22 protein-coding genes are annotated in these 16,881 nt (G+C 49.1%); all 22 read right to left on the reverse strand.

Translation table 11 applies throughout. From position 1 onward, the window contains the following. Positions 1–2: 2 nt before the first annotated feature. On the reverse strand, positions 3–851 hold the full coding sequence (locus V8F51_RS26310) for a menaquinone biosynthesis protein (RefSeq protein ID WP_337103471.1): 849 nt from the start codon (positions 849–851) through the stop codon (positions 3–5). Then, entirely contained in the window at positions 841–1,494 is a 654-nt protein-coding gene (locus tag V8F51_RS26315) for a UbiX family flavin prenyltransferase (RefSeq protein ID WP_337103472.1), read from the reverse strand. The genes V8F51_RS26310 and V8F51_RS26315 overlap by 11 nt, the downstream gene beginning before the upstream one ends. Beyond that, the gene (locus tag V8F51_RS26320) at positions 1,488–2,363 is read right to left on the reverse strand and encodes a UbiA-like polyprenyltransferase (protein WP_337103473.1); all 876 of its coding nucleotides are present in this window, start codon (positions 2,361–2,363) and stop codon (positions 1,488–1,490) included. Before V8F51_RS26320 ends, V8F51_RS26315 begins: the two co-directional genes overlap by 7 nt. Continuing rightward, the gene (locus V8F51_RS26325) at positions 2,360–3,076 is read right to left on the reverse strand and encodes a demethylmenaquinone methyltransferase (RefSeq protein ID WP_337103474.1); all 717 of its coding nucleotides are present in this window, start codon (positions 3,074–3,076) and stop codon (positions 2,360–2,362) included. The genes V8F51_RS26320 and V8F51_RS26325 overlap by 4 nt, the downstream gene beginning before the upstream one ends. Before the next feature lie 8 nt (positions 3,077–3,084). Then, a complete protein-coding gene (locus V8F51_RS26330) occupies positions 3,085–3,960 on the reverse strand; it encodes a heptaprenyl diphosphate synthase component 1 (RefSeq protein ID WP_337103475.1) in 876 nt (291 codons plus the stop codon). 171 nt (positions 3,961–4,131) lie between these two features. Then, positions 4,132–4,707, reverse strand: coding sequence for a hypothetical protein (locus tag V8F51_RS26335; RefSeq protein ID WP_337103476.1), 576 nt, complete (start codon positions 4,705–4,707; stop codon positions 4,132–4,134). Between the two features lie 131 nt (positions 4,708–4,838). Then, positions 4,839–5,060, reverse strand: a complete 222-nt coding sequence (gene mtrB, locus V8F51_RS26340; RefSeq protein WP_337103477.1) for a trp RNA-binding attenuation protein MtrB — start codon at positions 5,058–5,060, stop codon at positions 4,839–4,841. Positions 5,061–5,279: 219 nt separating this feature from the next. Further along, positions 5,280–5,555: an HU family DNA-binding protein gene (locus V8F51_RS26345; RefSeq protein ID WP_307201611.1), complete on the reverse strand. Its 276-nt coding sequence runs from the start codon at positions 5,553–5,555 to the stop codon at positions 5,280–5,282. A 267-nt stretch (positions 5,556–5,822) separates the two neighbouring features. Next, a complete protein-coding gene (gene spoIVA, locus V8F51_RS26350; RefSeq protein ID WP_337103478.1) occupies positions 5,823–7,301 on the reverse strand; it encodes a stage IV sporulation protein A in 1,479 nt (492 codons plus the stop codon). A 286-nt stretch (positions 7,302–7,587) separates the two neighbouring features. Further along, complete coding sequence (locus V8F51_RS26355; protein ID WP_337103479.1) at positions 7,588–8,340, reverse strand: hypothetical protein; 753 nt, start codon at positions 8,338–8,340, stop codon at positions 7,588–7,590. 78 nt (positions 8,341–8,418) lie between these two features. Continuing rightward, positions 8,419–8,766: a 2Fe-2S iron-sulfur cluster-binding protein gene (locus V8F51_RS26360; RefSeq protein WP_337103480.1), complete on the reverse strand. Its 348-nt coding sequence runs from the start codon at positions 8,764–8,766 to the stop codon at positions 8,419–8,421. After that, positions 8,763–9,362, reverse strand: a complete 600-nt coding sequence (locus V8F51_RS26365) for a hypothetical protein (RefSeq protein WP_337103481.1) — start codon at positions 9,360–9,362, stop codon at positions 8,763–8,765. Before V8F51_RS26365 ends, V8F51_RS26360 begins: the two co-directional genes overlap by 4 nt. A gap of 125 nt (positions 9,363–9,487) precedes the next feature. Next, positions 9,488–9,784 (reverse strand): 2Fe-2S iron-sulfur cluster-binding protein, encoded by a 297-nt coding sequence (locus V8F51_RS26370; RefSeq protein WP_337103482.1) that lies wholly within the window; start codon positions 9,782–9,784, stop codon positions 9,488–9,490. A gap of 60 nt (positions 9,785–9,844) precedes the next feature. Continuing rightward, positions 9,845–10,024, reverse strand: coding sequence for a DUF2768 family protein (locus V8F51_RS26375; protein ID WP_337103483.1), 180 nt, complete (start codon positions 10,022–10,024; stop codon positions 9,845–9,847). 165 nt (positions 10,025–10,189) lie between these two features. After that, entirely contained in the window at positions 10,190–10,465 is a 276-nt protein-coding gene (locus V8F51_RS26380; protein WP_307202332.1) for a stage VI sporulation protein F, read from the reverse strand. Positions 10,466–10,601: 136 nt separating this feature from the next. Beyond that, entirely contained in the window at positions 10,602–11,636 is a 1,035-nt protein-coding gene (locus tag V8F51_RS26385; protein ID WP_337103484.1) for an NAD(P)H-dependent glycerol-3-phosphate dehydrogenase, read from the reverse strand. 8 nt (positions 11,637–11,644) lie between these two features. After that, positions 11,645–12,247 carry a glycerol-3-phosphate 1-O-acyltransferase PlsY gene (gene plsY / locus V8F51_RS26390; RefSeq protein WP_337103485.1) on the reverse strand — a complete coding sequence of 201 codons (603 nt, stop codon included), beginning with the start codon at positions 12,245–12,247 and terminating at the stop codon, positions 11,645–11,647. Between the two features lie 12 nt (positions 12,248–12,259). Beyond that, positions 12,260–13,582, reverse strand: a complete 1,323-nt coding sequence (gene der / locus V8F51_RS26395) for a ribosome biogenesis GTPase Der (protein WP_337103486.1) — start codon at positions 13,580–13,582, stop codon at positions 12,260–12,262. Between the two features lie 78 nt (positions 13,583–13,660). Then, positions 13,661–13,840, reverse strand: coding sequence for a capping complex subunit for YIEGIA (locus tag V8F51_RS26400; protein ID WP_337103487.1), 180 nt, complete (start codon positions 13,838–13,840; stop codon positions 13,661–13,663). Beyond that, positions 13,833–14,750, reverse strand: coding sequence for a YIEGIA family protein (locus tag V8F51_RS26405; protein WP_337103488.1), 918 nt, complete (start codon positions 14,748–14,750; stop codon positions 13,833–13,835). The genes V8F51_RS26400 and V8F51_RS26405 overlap by 8 nt, the downstream gene beginning before the upstream one ends. Continuing rightward, positions 14,750–15,409, reverse strand: coding sequence for a YphA family membrane protein (locus V8F51_RS26410; protein WP_337103489.1), 660 nt, complete (start codon positions 15,407–15,409; stop codon positions 14,750–14,752). Before V8F51_RS26410 ends, V8F51_RS26405 begins: the two co-directional genes overlap by 1 nt. 135 nt (positions 15,410–15,544) lie before the next feature. Further along, positions 15,545–16,780 carry a 30S ribosomal protein S1 gene (gene rpsA / locus V8F51_RS26415; protein ID WP_337103490.1) on the reverse strand — a complete coding sequence of 412 codons (1,236 nt, stop codon included), beginning with the start codon at positions 16,778–16,780 and terminating at the stop codon, positions 15,545–15,547. Positions 16,781–16,881: the final 101 nt, after the last annotated feature.

The following is a 16,881-nucleotide window of genomic DNA, read 5'->3' on the forward strand; positions in this document are numbered from 1 at the left end:
ACCTATTGGGCAGATTGGTCTTCAAAAAAAGTAAACTCGACGTCCCTCGCCAGCAGTCCAAGCTGCTTCGCATAGCGGAAATACAGGGCTAAACCTTCTTGCAGCTTGCTGCCAAAATCATATTGCAGAGAATGAAAGTACATATCCCAATAAGCGGCGTCTCCGCCGAGCTGCTTGCAGGCTTGCCGAATTAACGGTTCTAGATGATTTTGGTTATGCTGCTTACACTTAAGAATAGCAGCATATGCAGCTTGTACAGCTTCAGGGTTCGAGCGGATAACTTCCTTACGCGCAGCAACGACCGCATACGTCATGCCAAGTCCCGTCCACTCATTCCAAAGACGGCCAAGATCAATCACATGCAGCCCTTGTTCCTTCCATGAAGCATGGATTGCAGGATCGCCGATCAATAACGCCGCATCAGCATCCCGAAGCATCTCCTCAAGTCTTGGCTCGGCCGTTACATACGTTGGCGAACATTCATAATACATTTCCATTAAAATTTTCAACAAATTCACGGACGTTGCCGATGTTGACGTGACGGCAATCGTAGACGGCCGCTTCAATTCGAGCGGCTCTTTAAGGAACAACAGGATCGAATGGACAGGTCCAGTCGATCCAACGGATAATTGCGGAAGCAGCATATAGCTCTCCGAATGCAAGCCATAGGAATAAGAGGATATGGCCGATATATCTAGCTCGCCCGCCTGCAGCAATCGATTCAGCTCTGCAGGATAGCGGGAAATGCTCTCATAATTCACATGGCCTGCGAACGACTCCAATTGATGAAAGAGCGGCCATGCATTCGCATAATCAATTGTGCCGATGGTAATTGGGCGATTATAGCCCATTGTACTCATCTCCCCATCTTCGATACAAATCGTGATCAATATCTGCCTGATCGAGCACCTTTCCTACGAGGAAATCAATCATTTGCTCCATCGATTGCGGTTTATAGTAAAAAGCCGGCATAGCAGGTACGATACGCACCCCTAATTTGGCCAGTGTAAGCATATTTTCCAAATGAATCGCGTGAAGTGGCGTTTCTCTTGGCACAATCAGTAGTTTGCGGGCTTCCTTCAGCATAACATCAGCCGCTCTCGTCATCAAATCATCGGATATGCCGTGAGCGATCGAAGCAAGCGTCCCCATCGAGCAGGGCATGATCATCATGCCCTCAACACGGAATGAACCGCTTGCGATGCTGGCGCCAATGTCTGCATTCGGATGAAAAACAAGCCTTCCATCCGTCAGACTGGCTCCGAAGCAAGCTTCCAAAGCCGCTTGCCTGCGCGTCGTTTCCCAACCGAGCTCTTCCTTCAATACGCGCCAGCCCGCTTCCGTAATGACAAGATGCACGTCAAAGCCGCTGACGAGCAGCTCCTGAATAAGCCGAATGCCATAAATCGAGCCGCTTGCACCCGTAATGCCGACAATCCATCTGCGCCTGCGGGAAGACGAGTTATGACTTGATGGCGCATCTAACGCTACCATTGCTTAAGCACCAACAAATCGAAGATCGTGAAAACAAATAATACGACGCTAAGCGTACCGTTCATACCGAAGAAAGCAGTCTGAACGCGTGACAAATCATTAGGCCGCACGAGCCAGTGTTGATAGAACAGCAGCGATATCGACACAATCGTTCCAACCAAGTATGCCCAGCTTAATTCCGTCATCACGAACAGCATAATAAAGCCGATCGCGGTCACCATATGCAAAATACGAGCAAACCATAACGCGCCGGCAAGGCCGAATCGCGCCGGTATGGAATGCAGGCCTGCACCACGGTCATACTCGAAATCTTGTGTAGCGTAGACAATATCGAACCCGGCAATCCACAGCGCGACAGTCGCGTACAGCAGCAACGCCGCTGGATCGAAGTGTCCCGTTACGGCTACCCATGCGCCAAGCGGCGACAAACCGATTGTGAAACCAAGCACAAGGTGGCACAGCCAAGTAAACCGCTTCGTATACGAATACAAAACGAGCAGTGCAACCGCAATCGGCATTAGCTTCAGCGCAATCGGCTGCAAGTTAGCTGCAGCGATGAACATGAGCACGAGTGAAACAACAATAAAAAGAATAACTTCAGCCGATTTCAATAATCCGGCTGGCAAAGCCCGTTTCTCGGTTCGCGGATTGCGAAGATCGATCGCCTTGTCAATGACGCGGTTAAGTCCCATTGCGGCGCTGCGCGCGCCGAACATCGCAAGCGTAATCCAACCGATCTCTTCCCATGAAGGAAGACGCTGTTCCATTGCAACAGCGCCCAAGATTGCTCCCATAAAGGCGAACGGCAAAGCAAATATCGTATGCTCAAACTTAATCATTTCAAGAATAATGCCTATTTTGCGAATCATTGACGCTTCTTCTCCTTTGTCCCCATATGCAACGCTGCTACTCCGCCGGTCAGCGGATACGCGTTCACGCTTTGCAAGCCCGCCTTCTCGAACAGCTTGACGAGCTGCTTCGCATCTGGAAACACCTTAAGCGATTCCGGAAGCCACTTGTATTCATCGAATCGCTTCGCCACCAGCTTGCCCATTAACGGCAGAATTTGACCGAAGTACATGTTGTACATCGCTTTAAACGGCTGCCAAGTCGGCTTGGACACCTCCAAGCATACGACCATGCCACCAGGCTTCACAACGCGTTCCATTTCCTTCAGCACTTGCAAGAAATCGGGACAATTGCGAAGTCCGAAGCCGATTGTTGCATAATCGAATTGATTGTCCTCGAACGGCAAGCTCATCGCATTGCCTTGTACCAGCTTAATCTGTTTGCCAAGTCCTTGCTTCTCCACTTTCGCAGCGCCTACATCGAGCATATTTTGGCTGAAATCAAGTCCAATAATTTCACCCGATACGCTTGCCTCCGCCAGCGCAATCGTCCAATCGCAAGTGCCGCAGCATAGATCGATGGCAGTCTGCCCCGGCTGCATGTTCATTTTCTTCATCGTAAATTTCCGCCATGCTTTATGCCTGCGGAAACTGATCAAGTCATTCATCATATCGTACTTCGGCGCTACACGCTCGAATACGCCATGAACATGACTTTTAGAGTTCGCATCCATTTCGTCTTTCACCTCGTCTCGTGAAGGGCCGGTGTTCTGCCCGCCGCTCTGTTCAGCATTTCTTCCAAGATCCGAATCGGCTCATTATTCATGAAATCCGGATCAAGCTTCGCAGTAATCGTACGTACCATCTCAGCCGCTAAGTTAAGCTTAGCCGTCAGCTTACCATGAATATCGTATTGGTTAACGAGCTCGTATACGCGTTCCGAATCGACTAACGATTCCGTCAACGATGCGCGCTCAGCTTCCGTGCCGTCTTGCATGACAAGCCAGTAGGCCCAGCTATGCTCGAAATTCGAGGCGTCTTTCAAACACTCCAGCTCTTCCAGAATAACCTCGCAACGCGTAACTGCAACCAGTAGATCCTGCCATGCTCGCGACTGTTCGACATCCAGCAGCGCTGTGAACGACTGGAACAGCTCGCTGCGAATCTGAGTCATACAGCTTAAATAATCATCTGCCGTAAGTTTCATTTGCTTCATTCTCATGTAAAGATTCGTCTTTAGACGATTCACTTCGCATACTGCTTCGCTTAGAATCTCAATCATTTCTATTTGCCCTGCTTGCGCGAGCAATTGGTAAAAAATACTGCTGAAGTAGTCGCCTGCAAGCACCTTAAGCTGCTTGGCACGCATCTCATTCTCTGCACGCTGCGTAGTATCAGCGTCGTTATTAATCCGATCATGCGTATCCATTCCGAGTTGAACAAGCGATGCGACTAGCGTATACAGCTCGCTATGCTTCTCATACGCTTGCCCGCGAGTGAGGAAAGAATGAAGCAATTGCAGCCTTGGATGCGCAAGCGCAGGCAGATCCGTATGAATCTGGATCATGTCATATTCGGTATATTTGCGTGCAATGGATGGTATTCGATACGATTTCATGGGGAAGCCTCCGAACAGAGAAGCGCAACAATCGCCGCTCAATAATCTAAACTATTATAGCACAACTTTTTTAAAGAGCATACGATTGCAACAAACGTAACCGACAATCGCTGTCGATTGGCGGTTAGAACTTACCGTTTGACGGTCAATATGTACTTGAACAAAACAGATTTAATAGGCTGTTTCTTTCGCACGCTCGACTGAATAACTCGAAACGCGGCCTAATCGTTCTTCCCACGCAGCTGTAAAGCTAACTCTCAGCCTCTTCCTCCATCGCTCATCATGAACCGGATCCGCGTATCGCAAAGCATCAAGCTCAGTATCCAGCCAGCTATCTGTCTTGCGTACGTCGACGGCCGCTAACAACCTAGGCTCCTGCTGGGCGTCTTCTACGATCCTGACTAGAACGCGTTTCACGTTCTCCAATTGCAGGAACGATACGCGCAGCAGCTTCTCTACATCGGAGAACCAGGAGGCCGGACGCCCCTCTTCCGCGTTGACTTTAAGATCAATCGACAAGATCGCGTTATGCCAGTCGACTTTTTTGATTCGTTCGTTCAATTGAGCACTGATGAGTACATCAACCAAATTTTGATTGGACAGGCGAGCGACAGGTGCAGGGTGGAATACCGCGACTTCCCCTCGCTCGTTAGCGGTTTTCCATATATGATGCGGAAGCGCTGAGAATAACAGCGTAAGCGCAATAGTTGCCAAACATGCGGTTAGCAGCGGTTTGCTGATTCGCATCGGACACCTCCCGTTATTGCTTGCATACATCATGTGTATGTATTCATTGTACGAGCAAGTCTGTCCGATTATTCAACCGCTATTGTTGTTCCGCATGAAAAAAAGCAGGCTATGCCTGCTCCGCGCATTGCTTATTGGTCTGTTTCTACCGTACCGTACTTCGTCATCACAATCGCTTTGCCGCGAATCTTGATTGCCGATGTATGATCGGTAAACTGACAAATCAATACTTCATTCCGATCCAGCTTTTCCGTATGATGAAATTTTGTATCTTGCCCCCGAGTCAGGCCGATGACATTCACGCCCTGCTCCTTAGCCTTGATCACAATATAATCCCCGACTGTAGGTTCCATCGTCTTCCCTCCGCATCTATCAGTACCGTAATTCTTAATGCTTGCAAAGTTATGTATACTTTCTTCAAATGAATTATAGTTGATGAGACTCAAATGTGCAATGATACGGATTGTTGCAATTGTCTCTAGGAACGAAAATACGCCTAGGCGAGCCCGCCCAGGCGTATACGTAACGAATAAGTATCGGATAAGGAGGTAACATGTACATCCTTAACTTATTTAATTGGATACAAGGTCTTTGAGAGATTTGCCCGGTTTGAAGGCAGGCATTTTGCTGGCAGCGATTTCGATCGGATCTCCCGTTTGCGGGTTGCGTCCTTTTCTCGCTTGGCGCTCGCGCACCTCAAAGTTTCCGAATCCTACCAGTTGCACTTTGTCTCCGCTTTGCAGCGCATCGGAAATCGCATCAAAAACGGCATCTACCGCTTTGGTTGCATCCTTCTTCGACAGGTCTGTCAATTCAGCGACTTTAGCAATCAAATCTGTTTTGTTCATGGTTTCACCTCCTTAAAGTTTTGCGAAGCAAAACTACTTCGTAAGCATCAGCTTAGTTTTGCTTCGCAAAACTACTTCGTAAGCATCAAACATATCTTATCCCTCTTATTAACGGAAAACTTCAAAAATATACCTTTTGACCGAACAAACCTATAGTAATACAGCCGATTCGCAATTTCAAGTAGGTAAATGCATTTCTTCCATTCAAAATCGCAAGGCCGCTCCCCGACTTTCGGAAGCGGCCTCGCAAACGTATTTTGAATCGCCTTAGAGAATGATAGCAATTAATCCGCCAGAGCCCTCGTTGATGATACGGCCAAGCGTCTCTTGCAGCTTGTAGCGCGCGTTGTCCGGCATCATCGCGATTTTGCCCTGAATGCCTTCCCTTACGATCGAATGGAGTGACCGTCCGAAGATGTCCGACTCCCAAATCTTGATCGGGTCGTTCTCGAAATCTTGCATTAAGTAACGGACGAGCTCCTCGCTCTGCTTCTCAGTACCGATAATCGGAGCGAACTCAGACTCTACATCCACGCGGATCATATGAATCGATGGAGCAGTCGCTTTCAAGCGAACGCCGAAGCGAGAGCCTTGCCTGATCAACTCCGGCTCATCGAGCGCCATCTCTGCCAGCGTAGGAGCGGCGATGCCGTAGCCCGTCGTCTTCACCATCTCCAGCGCTTCGGCGAAGCGGTCATACTCGCGCTTCGCATGCGAGAAGTCCTGCATGAGTTGGAGCAAGTGATCCTTGCCTCGTATCTCGACGCCGACAACCTCCATCAGAATGCGATCATACAGCTCGTCAGGAGCATACAGATCAATCTCCGCCACGCCTTGACCCATGTTCATTCCGCTTAAGCCAGCTCTGGCGATAAAATCATATTCCATGAACTGCGAAACGACACGATCGACATCGCGCAGACGGCGAATATCCTTCACCGTGTCACGAACCGAGCTTTCGTAGTTGTTGCGCAGCCAGTGGTTATCATTCAGCACCATGACCCAGCTTGGAAGATTAACGTTAACCTCATGCACTGGGAATTCATAGAGCACTTCGCGCAGTACGGAGATAACCTCTTCCTCGCCCATTGTCGCAACGCTAAGCGTCATAACTGGAATATCGTATTTCGATTGCAGCTCATTGCGCAATTGAAGCGCCTCTTCGCCACGAGGTCTAGTTGAGTTAATAATAAGCACGAAAGGCTTACCGACTTCTTTCAGCTCATTGATGACGCGCTCTTCGGCGACCACATAAGAGCTGCGCGGTATCTCGGCGATTGAGCCGTCCGTCGTTACGACGACGCCAAGCGTCGAATGCTCCTGAATGACTTTGCGCGTGCCGATCTCCGCTGCTTCCTGGAACGGGATCGGTTCATCGAACCATGGAGTTGTAATCATCCGCGGACCGTTCTCGTCCTCGTAGCCCTTCGCACCTTCAACCGCGTAACCAACGCAATCCACCAATCTCACATTTACTTCGAGCCCGTCGGTTACTTTCAGTTGTACCGCTTGGTTCGGCACGAACTTCGGTTCTGTTGTCATAATCGTTTTACCCGCAGCGCTTTGAGGAAGTTCGTCCACGGCTCTGGCACGATCAGATTCGCTGGCGATGTTCGGCAGCACGACCGTCTCCATAAACCGTTTAATGAACGTTGATTTGCCCGTCCGGACTGCCCCAACCACACCGAGGTAAATATCCCCGCCAGTTCTCTCGGCTATGTCTTTGAAAATGTCCACTTTCTCCACTGAATATCCCCTCCCAATTGATTTTCCGGTTCGCCGCCATCCACCGGACAAGAGGGCAGGCCAGCGACGCAACTCGTACATACTTTTTGGACTAGTAATATCTTATGTTGGGCCTTACCGATTATGACGATTCCTTCCCTGAAATCTTTTTTGCCACCTCGTCGGTCAACATCCCTTCCAAGATTGAATTATATGAGCTGCCGAGTTTCACTAGTACATCGATATACAAAAAAAACCTCCGCAAGCCATTGAATGGCTGACAGAGGTCTTACCCGAGATGGGCCGATTATGGCTTGGCCGCTTGCGGCTCGCCATTCACATAGTGGTAGATCGGTGATTTAACTGGAACATAGTCGGAATCGTCGACAAGCAAAGTTCGCAGGTCCAGTTTCACATCGATGGACGTGTCGCCGTTTTTCTGAATGAGCTGCATGATGTCAATGCCATAATCGGCGTACACAACACCGCCCTCGTCTACGAGTGCGTTAATGGATTGTCCTGAGAATACGCTTTGAATGACAGGCGCAGTCTTGCTCATCAATTTATAATCGATTTGATAGAAGCCTGGATACATTTGTTCGCCTTTAGGCAGCTCGCCGCCATTTTGCACATAAGCTTTAACCCAATTCTGTATATCGTTCACCTTCTGATAGGTGACCAAATCCATCAGCTTCACGCGCGGGTTCGTCTCCTCGTCTATGACGAGAAAATAGAAGTTGCCGCCCTTCTCGAATGCCGCGTTAGGAATATCGCTCAAGTAGCCTGTTCGCTGCAGCTTTGCAAAATCGATCAAAAATTTCTCGTATACAGGGGTTTGTGCATCGCTGTTCTTAATTGGAAGCATACCCGTCTCTTCCTTGTACTGGTCGATAGCCCCTTGTACATTGCGGATTGCTTCCTTCGGCGCCGCTTGATTCTGCTTGCGCTGATCATCCGGGTACATACAGCCAGATAATGTTGCGGCAAATAAGCTAACTGCTGTTACTATAGCTAATAAACGTAAATATAGCGCAAATCTTCTGTTCGTAAATAAAGCCATTGTTAATCCTCCTGCAACAATTGTGTTACGCAACTTGTTAACGCCTGCTTCTAATTCGAATAGATCGTGCAACTAAACTTACCAAAGAGGCTCATCCTGCTCTGCCTGTCTAGCTAATTGGCGCGCAATAGCTGCCTTAAGCGGGTCAAGCGGCACCGTCACTTCTACTTTGCCGTCAACACGCGCTTGACAGCCGAGTCGGATTCCTTCGCCGTCAAGTCCCGCCAGCTTCCGGCGTTCATTATCCGATATTGGCATCAGCTCACTGCCCGGAAGCACCGTCAGTTTGCACATAAAGCATGCCGCCTTGCCTCCGCAACGCGTCTGAATGAGAACATTGGCACGTCTTGCCGCGTCAAGCAGCGTCGTTCCGCGCTTAACCGCAACCTTCTTGCCCGATGGCCAAAACGTAACTTCCGCGCTCAACGCCTTGACCCCGCTTTCGACTCGCTAATGAAGCTGTGCACATACTGCCTTGCTTGCTCCGAAAAGCGGTTAACCGTCTCAATGGCCCTCAGAGCGGGCCCATCGGCCGAATGATTAAAGCTCTCTGCAATAAGCTGCACTCGATCCTCGCGGGCACGCAGCGCGTTGAACCATAATTCGTGCGCGAGAGGCACGACGTTCGCCTGCTTTGCTGTTCCATCCACTGTAAGCTTAGTACCGTACGGTAGCAGAAGGTTCTTCACATCGGTACGATAGAAGCTGTCACCCGAAGTCACTTCGAAGCCGCCGACCAGTTCGACAGATACCCCTTCAATGTTAAAATGACACAAACGAGAGCGATACATATTCGTAATGCTCAAATCCGGTTCATCAACCGCATACCCACTTAACATATTGTATATGCCCTCAACATCCTCGTCGTCGCAATAGAGATCAAGATCTCGAGGGCTTGCTTGAAGCGGAAGCTTGCGCAGCAGCAAACCTGCGCTTCCGCCTACGATCCAATTCGGACAATCATTGCCGGTAACGTCAATTACGGAAGCCAGCGCTCTGTATATTTGCTTATTCTCATTCATCGCCGGCACTCCTTCTTTTGTCATCAAGCGTAAACGGCTGTCACCGTCCTTGGCGGCAACAGCGACCGTTTCGCAATGAAATATAAGCACAGAAAAAACAGCAAATTTTATACTATCTTATATTTTTAGAAATAAGGCTTATTGGCAGCAGCGATCGGGCCGGCATTCGGCTTCACTATCGCTTGGCAAGCAAGTCGATAGCCCTCCTCGAACTCCTCTGGCTCAAGCCGATCCCATTCATCATCGGTTACTTCCTCGAGTTGATCGCCACCCTCTGTAACGAGGCAGCGGCAACGAGCGCATGTACCTCTGGCACAAGAGAAGCTCCAATCCACATTATGCTTGATTGCCAGATCAAGCAGCGACATGCCTTCCTCCGGCTCGACAACAGCTGTTTTTGTTTTTCCTTTTAGTTCGATCATTGCGTCTCCAGGTCTCCCTTTCGCAGCCCTTAATTATTATATATCGTATGTAAGCTTTCTCTATATGATGGAAAATAAGCCGTATACGAATCCGAGGACTAGCAGTATAAATGCGACAAGCGATAAAACAAATTTTACAACGCCCTTCGTTTTCAACCGGGCGAATGTGATTAAAGCCGCGGCGATAGCCATCAGGCCTATGCCGACAAAGGATACCCACATTTTTGTCATTGCATCCATTTCGAATCGATTCTCCTAATCTGTAACGGAATAAGTTCCCGACTATTATAACATTCGACAAGCCTGACTTGTACCTATCTCAGCACAAAAAAAGGACAAAAGCCGGCAGGTTGTGACGAACGAATGAAAACATTCGCTGTCCTGCCGAGCTCTTGCCGCTATGCGTTACTTCTTCATCATCATTTTCATGATCGTTTCCATGCCGCCGGCGGTCATGCCACTAGCCTTGACAGCTTTAACAATATCGTTAACCGTCGAGTCGGACACTTTCACCTTTGCCATATCCGATACTTGCTTGATGAGCTTGCGAAGCTCCGCTTCGTTTTGCATCGTTTCGGCTGTTACGCCTCCGGCAATTTTTTTCACCGCGCTCTCGGTAATGTTTTTGCCGGTTTTCTTATTAATCGCGCCTAATACGTCTTTGGACATATCCTTGGACAACGCTCTAACCTCCTCATAGGCTTGCGGGCGCAAACTTAAGGCTCGTCGGCATAACATAAAGTATGCCAACGCCTGCGCTCTGCAGCGCTCCTAGCATCATATGAGGAGGTGGACGTTTTGGTATAGGCGTACGTCCTTATCCGATTTCTTCGATTTCATGCGTCCGCAATCGACCCATCAAGTGCTCGACCGCGGTTCTCGGACTCTTATTCGCGAACAATACCTCATACAGCTGGACTGTAATCGGCATCTCCACATTATATTGCTTCGCGAGCTCATAGGCAGCTCGTGTGGTCCTTACGCCTTCGACGACCATGCCCATCTTGTTAAGCACCTCTTCAAGCGGTGTCCCGTCTGCCAGCATGTAGCCCGCCCGCCAATTACGGCTGTGCTTGCTAGTGCAAGTGACCACTAGATCGCCTACGCCGGCGAGTCCGGCGAACGTAAGCGCGTTAGCCCCCATAGCCGTGCCTAATCTTCCGATCTCCGCTAAGCCGCGCGTTAGAAGCGCAGCTTTCGCATTATCTCCGAAGTTAAGACCATCGGACAAACCCGCGCCTAACGCAATAATGTTCTTAATCGCGCCGGCAACCTCAACGCCCGGCACGTCCGGATTCGTATAAACGCGGAAGTATCCGTTCATTAGCGCATCCTGCGCCTGCTCAGCAGCCTTTAGCTTGGCAGAAGCGACGACGACAGTGGTTGGCTGCTGGCGAATAACCTCTTCAGCATGGCTTGGACCTGAGAGCACAACTAAATGATCAGCAGATCGTCCGAGTTCCTCGGCTAGAACGGAAGTCATCCGCTTCAGCGTATCACTCTCGAATCCTTTGGTCGCATGGATGACAAGCGTCTCCGGCGACAAGTAAGCAGCAGCTTGTCTCGCCACGTCCCGCATCGCTCCTGAAGGAGCAACGAAGAGCGCAAGCTCGGCATGCTCCACCGCTTCCTTCATATCTGTCGTAGCTTCGATCAAGCTATTCAGCTTCACTCCAGGCAGGAATTTGCTATTCTCGCGATTCGTATTAATATCGCTCGCTTGCTCGGCATTTCTCGTCCAGAGCTTGACCTTGTAGCCGTTAGTCGCAAGCACGGAAGCGAGCGCCGTTCCCCAACTGCCTGCCACGAGTACTGCCGCGATGCGGGCAGTTGATGTATGTTCGTTGGTCATAGCTGCATTCACGTCCCTTTCTTTGCACCAAGCTTGTTCTCAGTACCTTGGAACAGCTTTACGATATTCGTGCGATGACGAACAAACGCAAATAGACATAACACGATGCTTGCTGTAAGCAAAGGCAAAGAATAATAAAAGGATGCAATTAATAATGGCGTTATGCTGGCGAACAATAGCGATCCTAACGATACGTACCTTGTAACGACGATAGACAAGATGGCAATAACGCCGGCGCATATTGCAGGTACGAAGGCCAAGGTGGCAATGACGCCTACTGTCGTAGCAATGCCCTTACCACCCTTGAACTTGAACCAAATCGGCCAGTTATGGCCGATAATAGCCGCTAACCCGGATAATACCGGTATCCATTCATTATCTCCGCCAAGTCCATGACCGATCCATACTGCTGCGATCCCTTTGGCGATGTCCAGCAGGAATACAAGTATGCCTGGGCCTTTGCCCAGCACCCGCAGCGTATTTGTCGCTCCGGCATTGCCGCTGCCATGCTGTCTGATGTCAATCCCCTTGACCCATTTGGCAATGACGATGCTGAATGAAACCGAGCCTAACAAATAGCTCAAAACAACCGCAATGACTCCGTATGCCAAGCTTCTTCTCCCCTAATCCTCTTCGTTCTTCCGACGCGTGTAGATACGAACCGGCGTTCCTTCAAAATTGAAAGCAGCTCGAATTTTATTTTCCAAATAGCGTTCATACGAGAAATGCATAATCTCCGGTTCGTTAACGAACACGACGATCGTCGGCGGCTTCGTTGCGACTTGCGTCACATAATTAATGCGAAGTCGCTTGCCCTTGTCAGCCGGAGGCGGGTTAATCGCTACGGCATCGGAGACGACATCGTTGAGCAAATGCGTCTGAATACGCAGCGCATGCTGCTCCGACACATGATTGACAACTGGCAGAAGCTTCTGTAAGCGCTGTTTCGTCAATGCCGATAAATAAACGATCGGAGCGTACGACATGAACAAGAAATGATCACGAATATTCGTCGTGAACTGCTGCATCGTTTTCTCGTCTTTCTCGACAACATCCCACTTATTCACGACAAATATTGAAGCCTTGCCTGCTTCATGGGCATAACCAGCGATATGCTTGTCCTGCTCGATGATGCCTTCTTCGCCATTGATCAGAACGAGGACGACATCAGCCCGCTCGATCGCTTTCATCGCGCGCATGACGCTGTACTTCTCTGTCGATTCGTATACTTTGCCTCTCTTGCGCATGCCCGCTGTGTCAATAAGCACGTAACGTTGACCGTCACGTTCGAACGGCGTATCGATCGCATCGCGTGTCGTACCCGCGACATTGCTCACGATGACGCGCTCTTCGCCCAGCAAGGCGTTCACGAGCGACGACTTGCCCACATTCGGTCTGCCGATTAAAGCTACACGAATGACATCTTCATCATAGCCGTCTTCCTCGATCTCAGGGAGCAATTCAACGGCAGCTTCAAGTAAGTCACCAATGCCTATGCCATGCGATCCAGAGATCGCAATCGGCGTCCCGAAGCCAAGTCCATAGAACTCGTACACTTCGTCCATTCGATTCATATTATCTACTTTATTCACAGCCACGACTACCGGCTTGCGCGAACGGAACAGCATTTGCGCCACTTCATCGTCGGCATGCGTAAGTCCGGTCTTCGCATCGACCATGAAAATAATGACGTCTGCTTCCTCGATCGCCAGCTCGGCCTGCATGCGTACCGACTTCATAATCTCATCTTCGCCGTCAATTTCGATACCGCCGGTATCGATAATGCTAAAAGGCTTTCCAGCCCACTCGCCAATACCATACAGACGGTCACGCGTGACGCCTGGTTTATCTTCTACAATTGCTAGCCTGTCGCCGATGACACGGTTAAAAATAGTGGACTTGCCCACATTGGGTCGCCCGACGATGGCAATAACAGGTCTTGCCATAATTAGCTTTTCACTCCTTCAAAAATACTCACGCTAATCATCATAGCAAAAAACTACGATCTTGGCTAACTTTTCATATTAATGATGATTGACTAGTATGTAGGTTCCATTCTTCAAATCATGCGCGCTTGCATCCAAAATTTTCTCTAGCAGGAAGGATGTATGCTCTAATGCCTGCTCATCATCCACTATAAAAATAGGCGCACCGCCGTCTACTTGGTTGCCATGCATCGTTACGATTGCAACAATCTTAGCCAAGCTCGCCCGCCCCCTTCTTATTGACGGCCGCCTCTGTCGGCATGCGAACCGCCGACTCCAGAATCGGCACGCGAAGAATAACTTCCTTCCCTTTGTCTTGATCCCGCTCTTGGGGCAATAAGAAGATCGCAAGTCTGCCGTCCTTCAGATCTAACTTTGCCATCGGAATGAGAGCCGGCTCACCGTCATCGCGATATACGCCCATAATCGTCGCCAAATCGTACAGGATCGCTTGTCTTTGTCCGAGATTGCTCAGCGTGACTTTGCTATTGGCATTGATCGGCTTCAAAATATAACCAATACCGCGTTCGGCAATAATTTGCTGATTGCTCTTAAGTCCGACATTCATAATATAAATATCATCTACGAGCAGATCAGGCCCATCAATGATAACCGGCGCAGATACGACCTCCGCAATATGCGAGATCGACTTTCCCGATTTCAGCCATTCGACCAGCAATAAGGATACTCCTCCTGCTAGAATGCCGATCCATACATTGAACAATACAGCAAACAAGCTCGTAAGCAGAGCCGACATAATGACGAGATAGTTGCGTCCTTCGAACACCATCGCAATGCCTTCTATATAAGTCGAGCCGCGACTTACAAGCTCCATGCTATCGATCTTTGTCAGCGTCTCGCGTTCCATCTTGCGAACGTCCCGGAATTGCTGTGCAGCCAAGCTTAAAAAAGTAATCGCCGTATAGTCCTTATTGTACAGTGCGGGAACCGCAACCGCTCCAAGCGCAGCGGCAATTACGCCTAACGAAATATGAATAATCCGTCCATGGGGATATGTCGGATATTGCCGATAATCGGTTCGAAGCATCAGGAGACGAGCGATTATACCGAAAACAATTCCCAGCAAAACACCGATAAGATGTTTGTTCTGATCCAAATATTGCAGCATTAGGACGAGCGGCCTCCTCTGTAGTTCAGTAATAAATCGCTAATTTTCGACCCGGTCATACGAACGGCCCGGTGCGCAACACTAGCTAGACTGGCTGCAACAAGCGATACAAGAAAACGATCCCACCAAGCCACAGAACCAATGCTCGTCATTACAATTCCTTTGTATAACAACGCATATACAAATTCTCCGATTACGGCTCCCCAAATCATAACGCCAAACTGCTGCCTGCCATTGGAAGTACATATACCGCATAGCGCGCCGCTTAAGATCGGAGCATCCCAGCTTGGTCCGAGCCAATAAAACACGGGATCGTAACTGTATAGCTTCCTCACAATTCCCCACACTAGTCCGACAATTACGCCGCATAACACCAAATAGAGCTTGTTGTTCCACCCCTCATCGCCCCAGCCTGTAACCATTCCTGCAAGAAGCAGCAATATAATTGCAGCATGAATATGAATAACAGCCGTAACAGCTGCTCCTGGTCTTAAATGGATATCGATCCATAACGGCATCATGAGCATAATGGCGCTAACCGCTCCTAATACGATTAATGTTCTTCTGCTGATCCCGGGAGCCAGATATTCTCGCCAGCCTGTTGCGAATAAGATCAATGCCATAATAACGATCCAAACCGAAATAAATCCGGGATTCATCCCATCACCTCTTATCCGCATATTATGCTCCCAAGCATTGACGACTATGCCAACTAAGTGTTTTCCTGCATCGCTCCGCACAAAAAAAGGCTATCCCGGTGCGTTAGCACAGGAATAGCCTTTTCCATTCAAACATTATTTCAAATTTTTAAGTTTGTCGCCGAAACGTTCCGCAAGGGAGTAGCTCATGCTTTCATTGCTCAAGCTTACGTTCGGGTTGTCGATTTTTTCAACTTTAGGAGCACGAGGCGCTCTCTCAGCACGCGGGCTTTGAGCTGGCTTCTCAGGAGCTTCTTCCGTTTCTTTGATGCTTAGGCTAACGCGTTTCTCAGCAGGGTTGAAGTCCAAAACTTTCGCTTGTACTTCTTGACCTTCTTTAAGAACCTCGTTAGGCGTAGCGATATGCTGGTGCGAAATTTGGGAAATGTGTACAAGTCCTTCAACGCCCGGAGCGATCTCTACGAAAGCGCCGAATGCTACGATACGGCGAACCGTACCAGTAACAATGCTGCCGATAGCGAATTGGCCTGCAGCCGTATCCCAAGGACCTGGTTGTGCAGCTTTAATGCTAAGGCTGATTTTGCCTACAGCAGGATCAACTTTAAGTACTTTAACGCGTACCGATTGTCCTTCAGCTACAACATCCTTCGGATGTGCAACATGCTGCCAGGAAAGCTCGGATACGTGTACAAGTCCGTCAATGCCGCCGATATCAACGAAAGCACCGAATGGTGTCAGGCGTTGAACCGTACCGTCAAGCTCTTGACCTACTTGCAACGAAGCCATAACCTGTTGCTTGCTTTGCTCGAACTCAGCGTCCAATACTTCCTTCTGGGAAAGGATCACTTTATTGTTCTCACGATCGATTTCTTTCACTTTAACGCGAAGCGTACGGCCTTTGTAGCCGCTGAAATCTTCTACGAAGTGACGTTCAACCATCGATGCAGGAATGAAGCCGCGAACGCCCACGTCTACAACAAGGCCGCCTTTGACTACGTCTGCTACCGCTACTTCGAATACTTCGCCGCTCTCGAAATTAGCTTGAAGTACGTCCCATGCTTTCTCGCCGTCAACTTGACGTTTCGAAAGGACAAGTTTTTCTTTCTCGTCGTCGATGCTGACAACTTTAAGCTCTACCTCTTGGCCAATTTGAACCGCTTCGGTTGCGTTCTCGATTTGAACAGCGGAAAGCTCACGAATTGGAATGACACCGTCATATTTATATCCAAGGCTTACGTAAGCTTGGTTATCTTCGATTTTGACGATCGTACCTTTGACGGAATCGCCTTTTTTCAAAGACACGAAATTGTCCATAGCATCTTGGCTTACTTCTTCTGCTACAGTTTCTTGAACATTAGTTTCTTCTGACATTGAAATAACCTCCTCAATTCATACCCCAACTTTATTTAAATCCGCTGACGATTGCCCTTTTCTCTCGAAATAGCTCCGCCAGCAGCATTTAAAACGCGCGC

It is taken from the genome of Paenibacillus sp. YIM B09110 (assembly GCF_037167145.1).
GTDB lineage: Bacteria > Bacillota > Bacilli > Paenibacillales > Paenibacillaceae > Pristimantibacillus.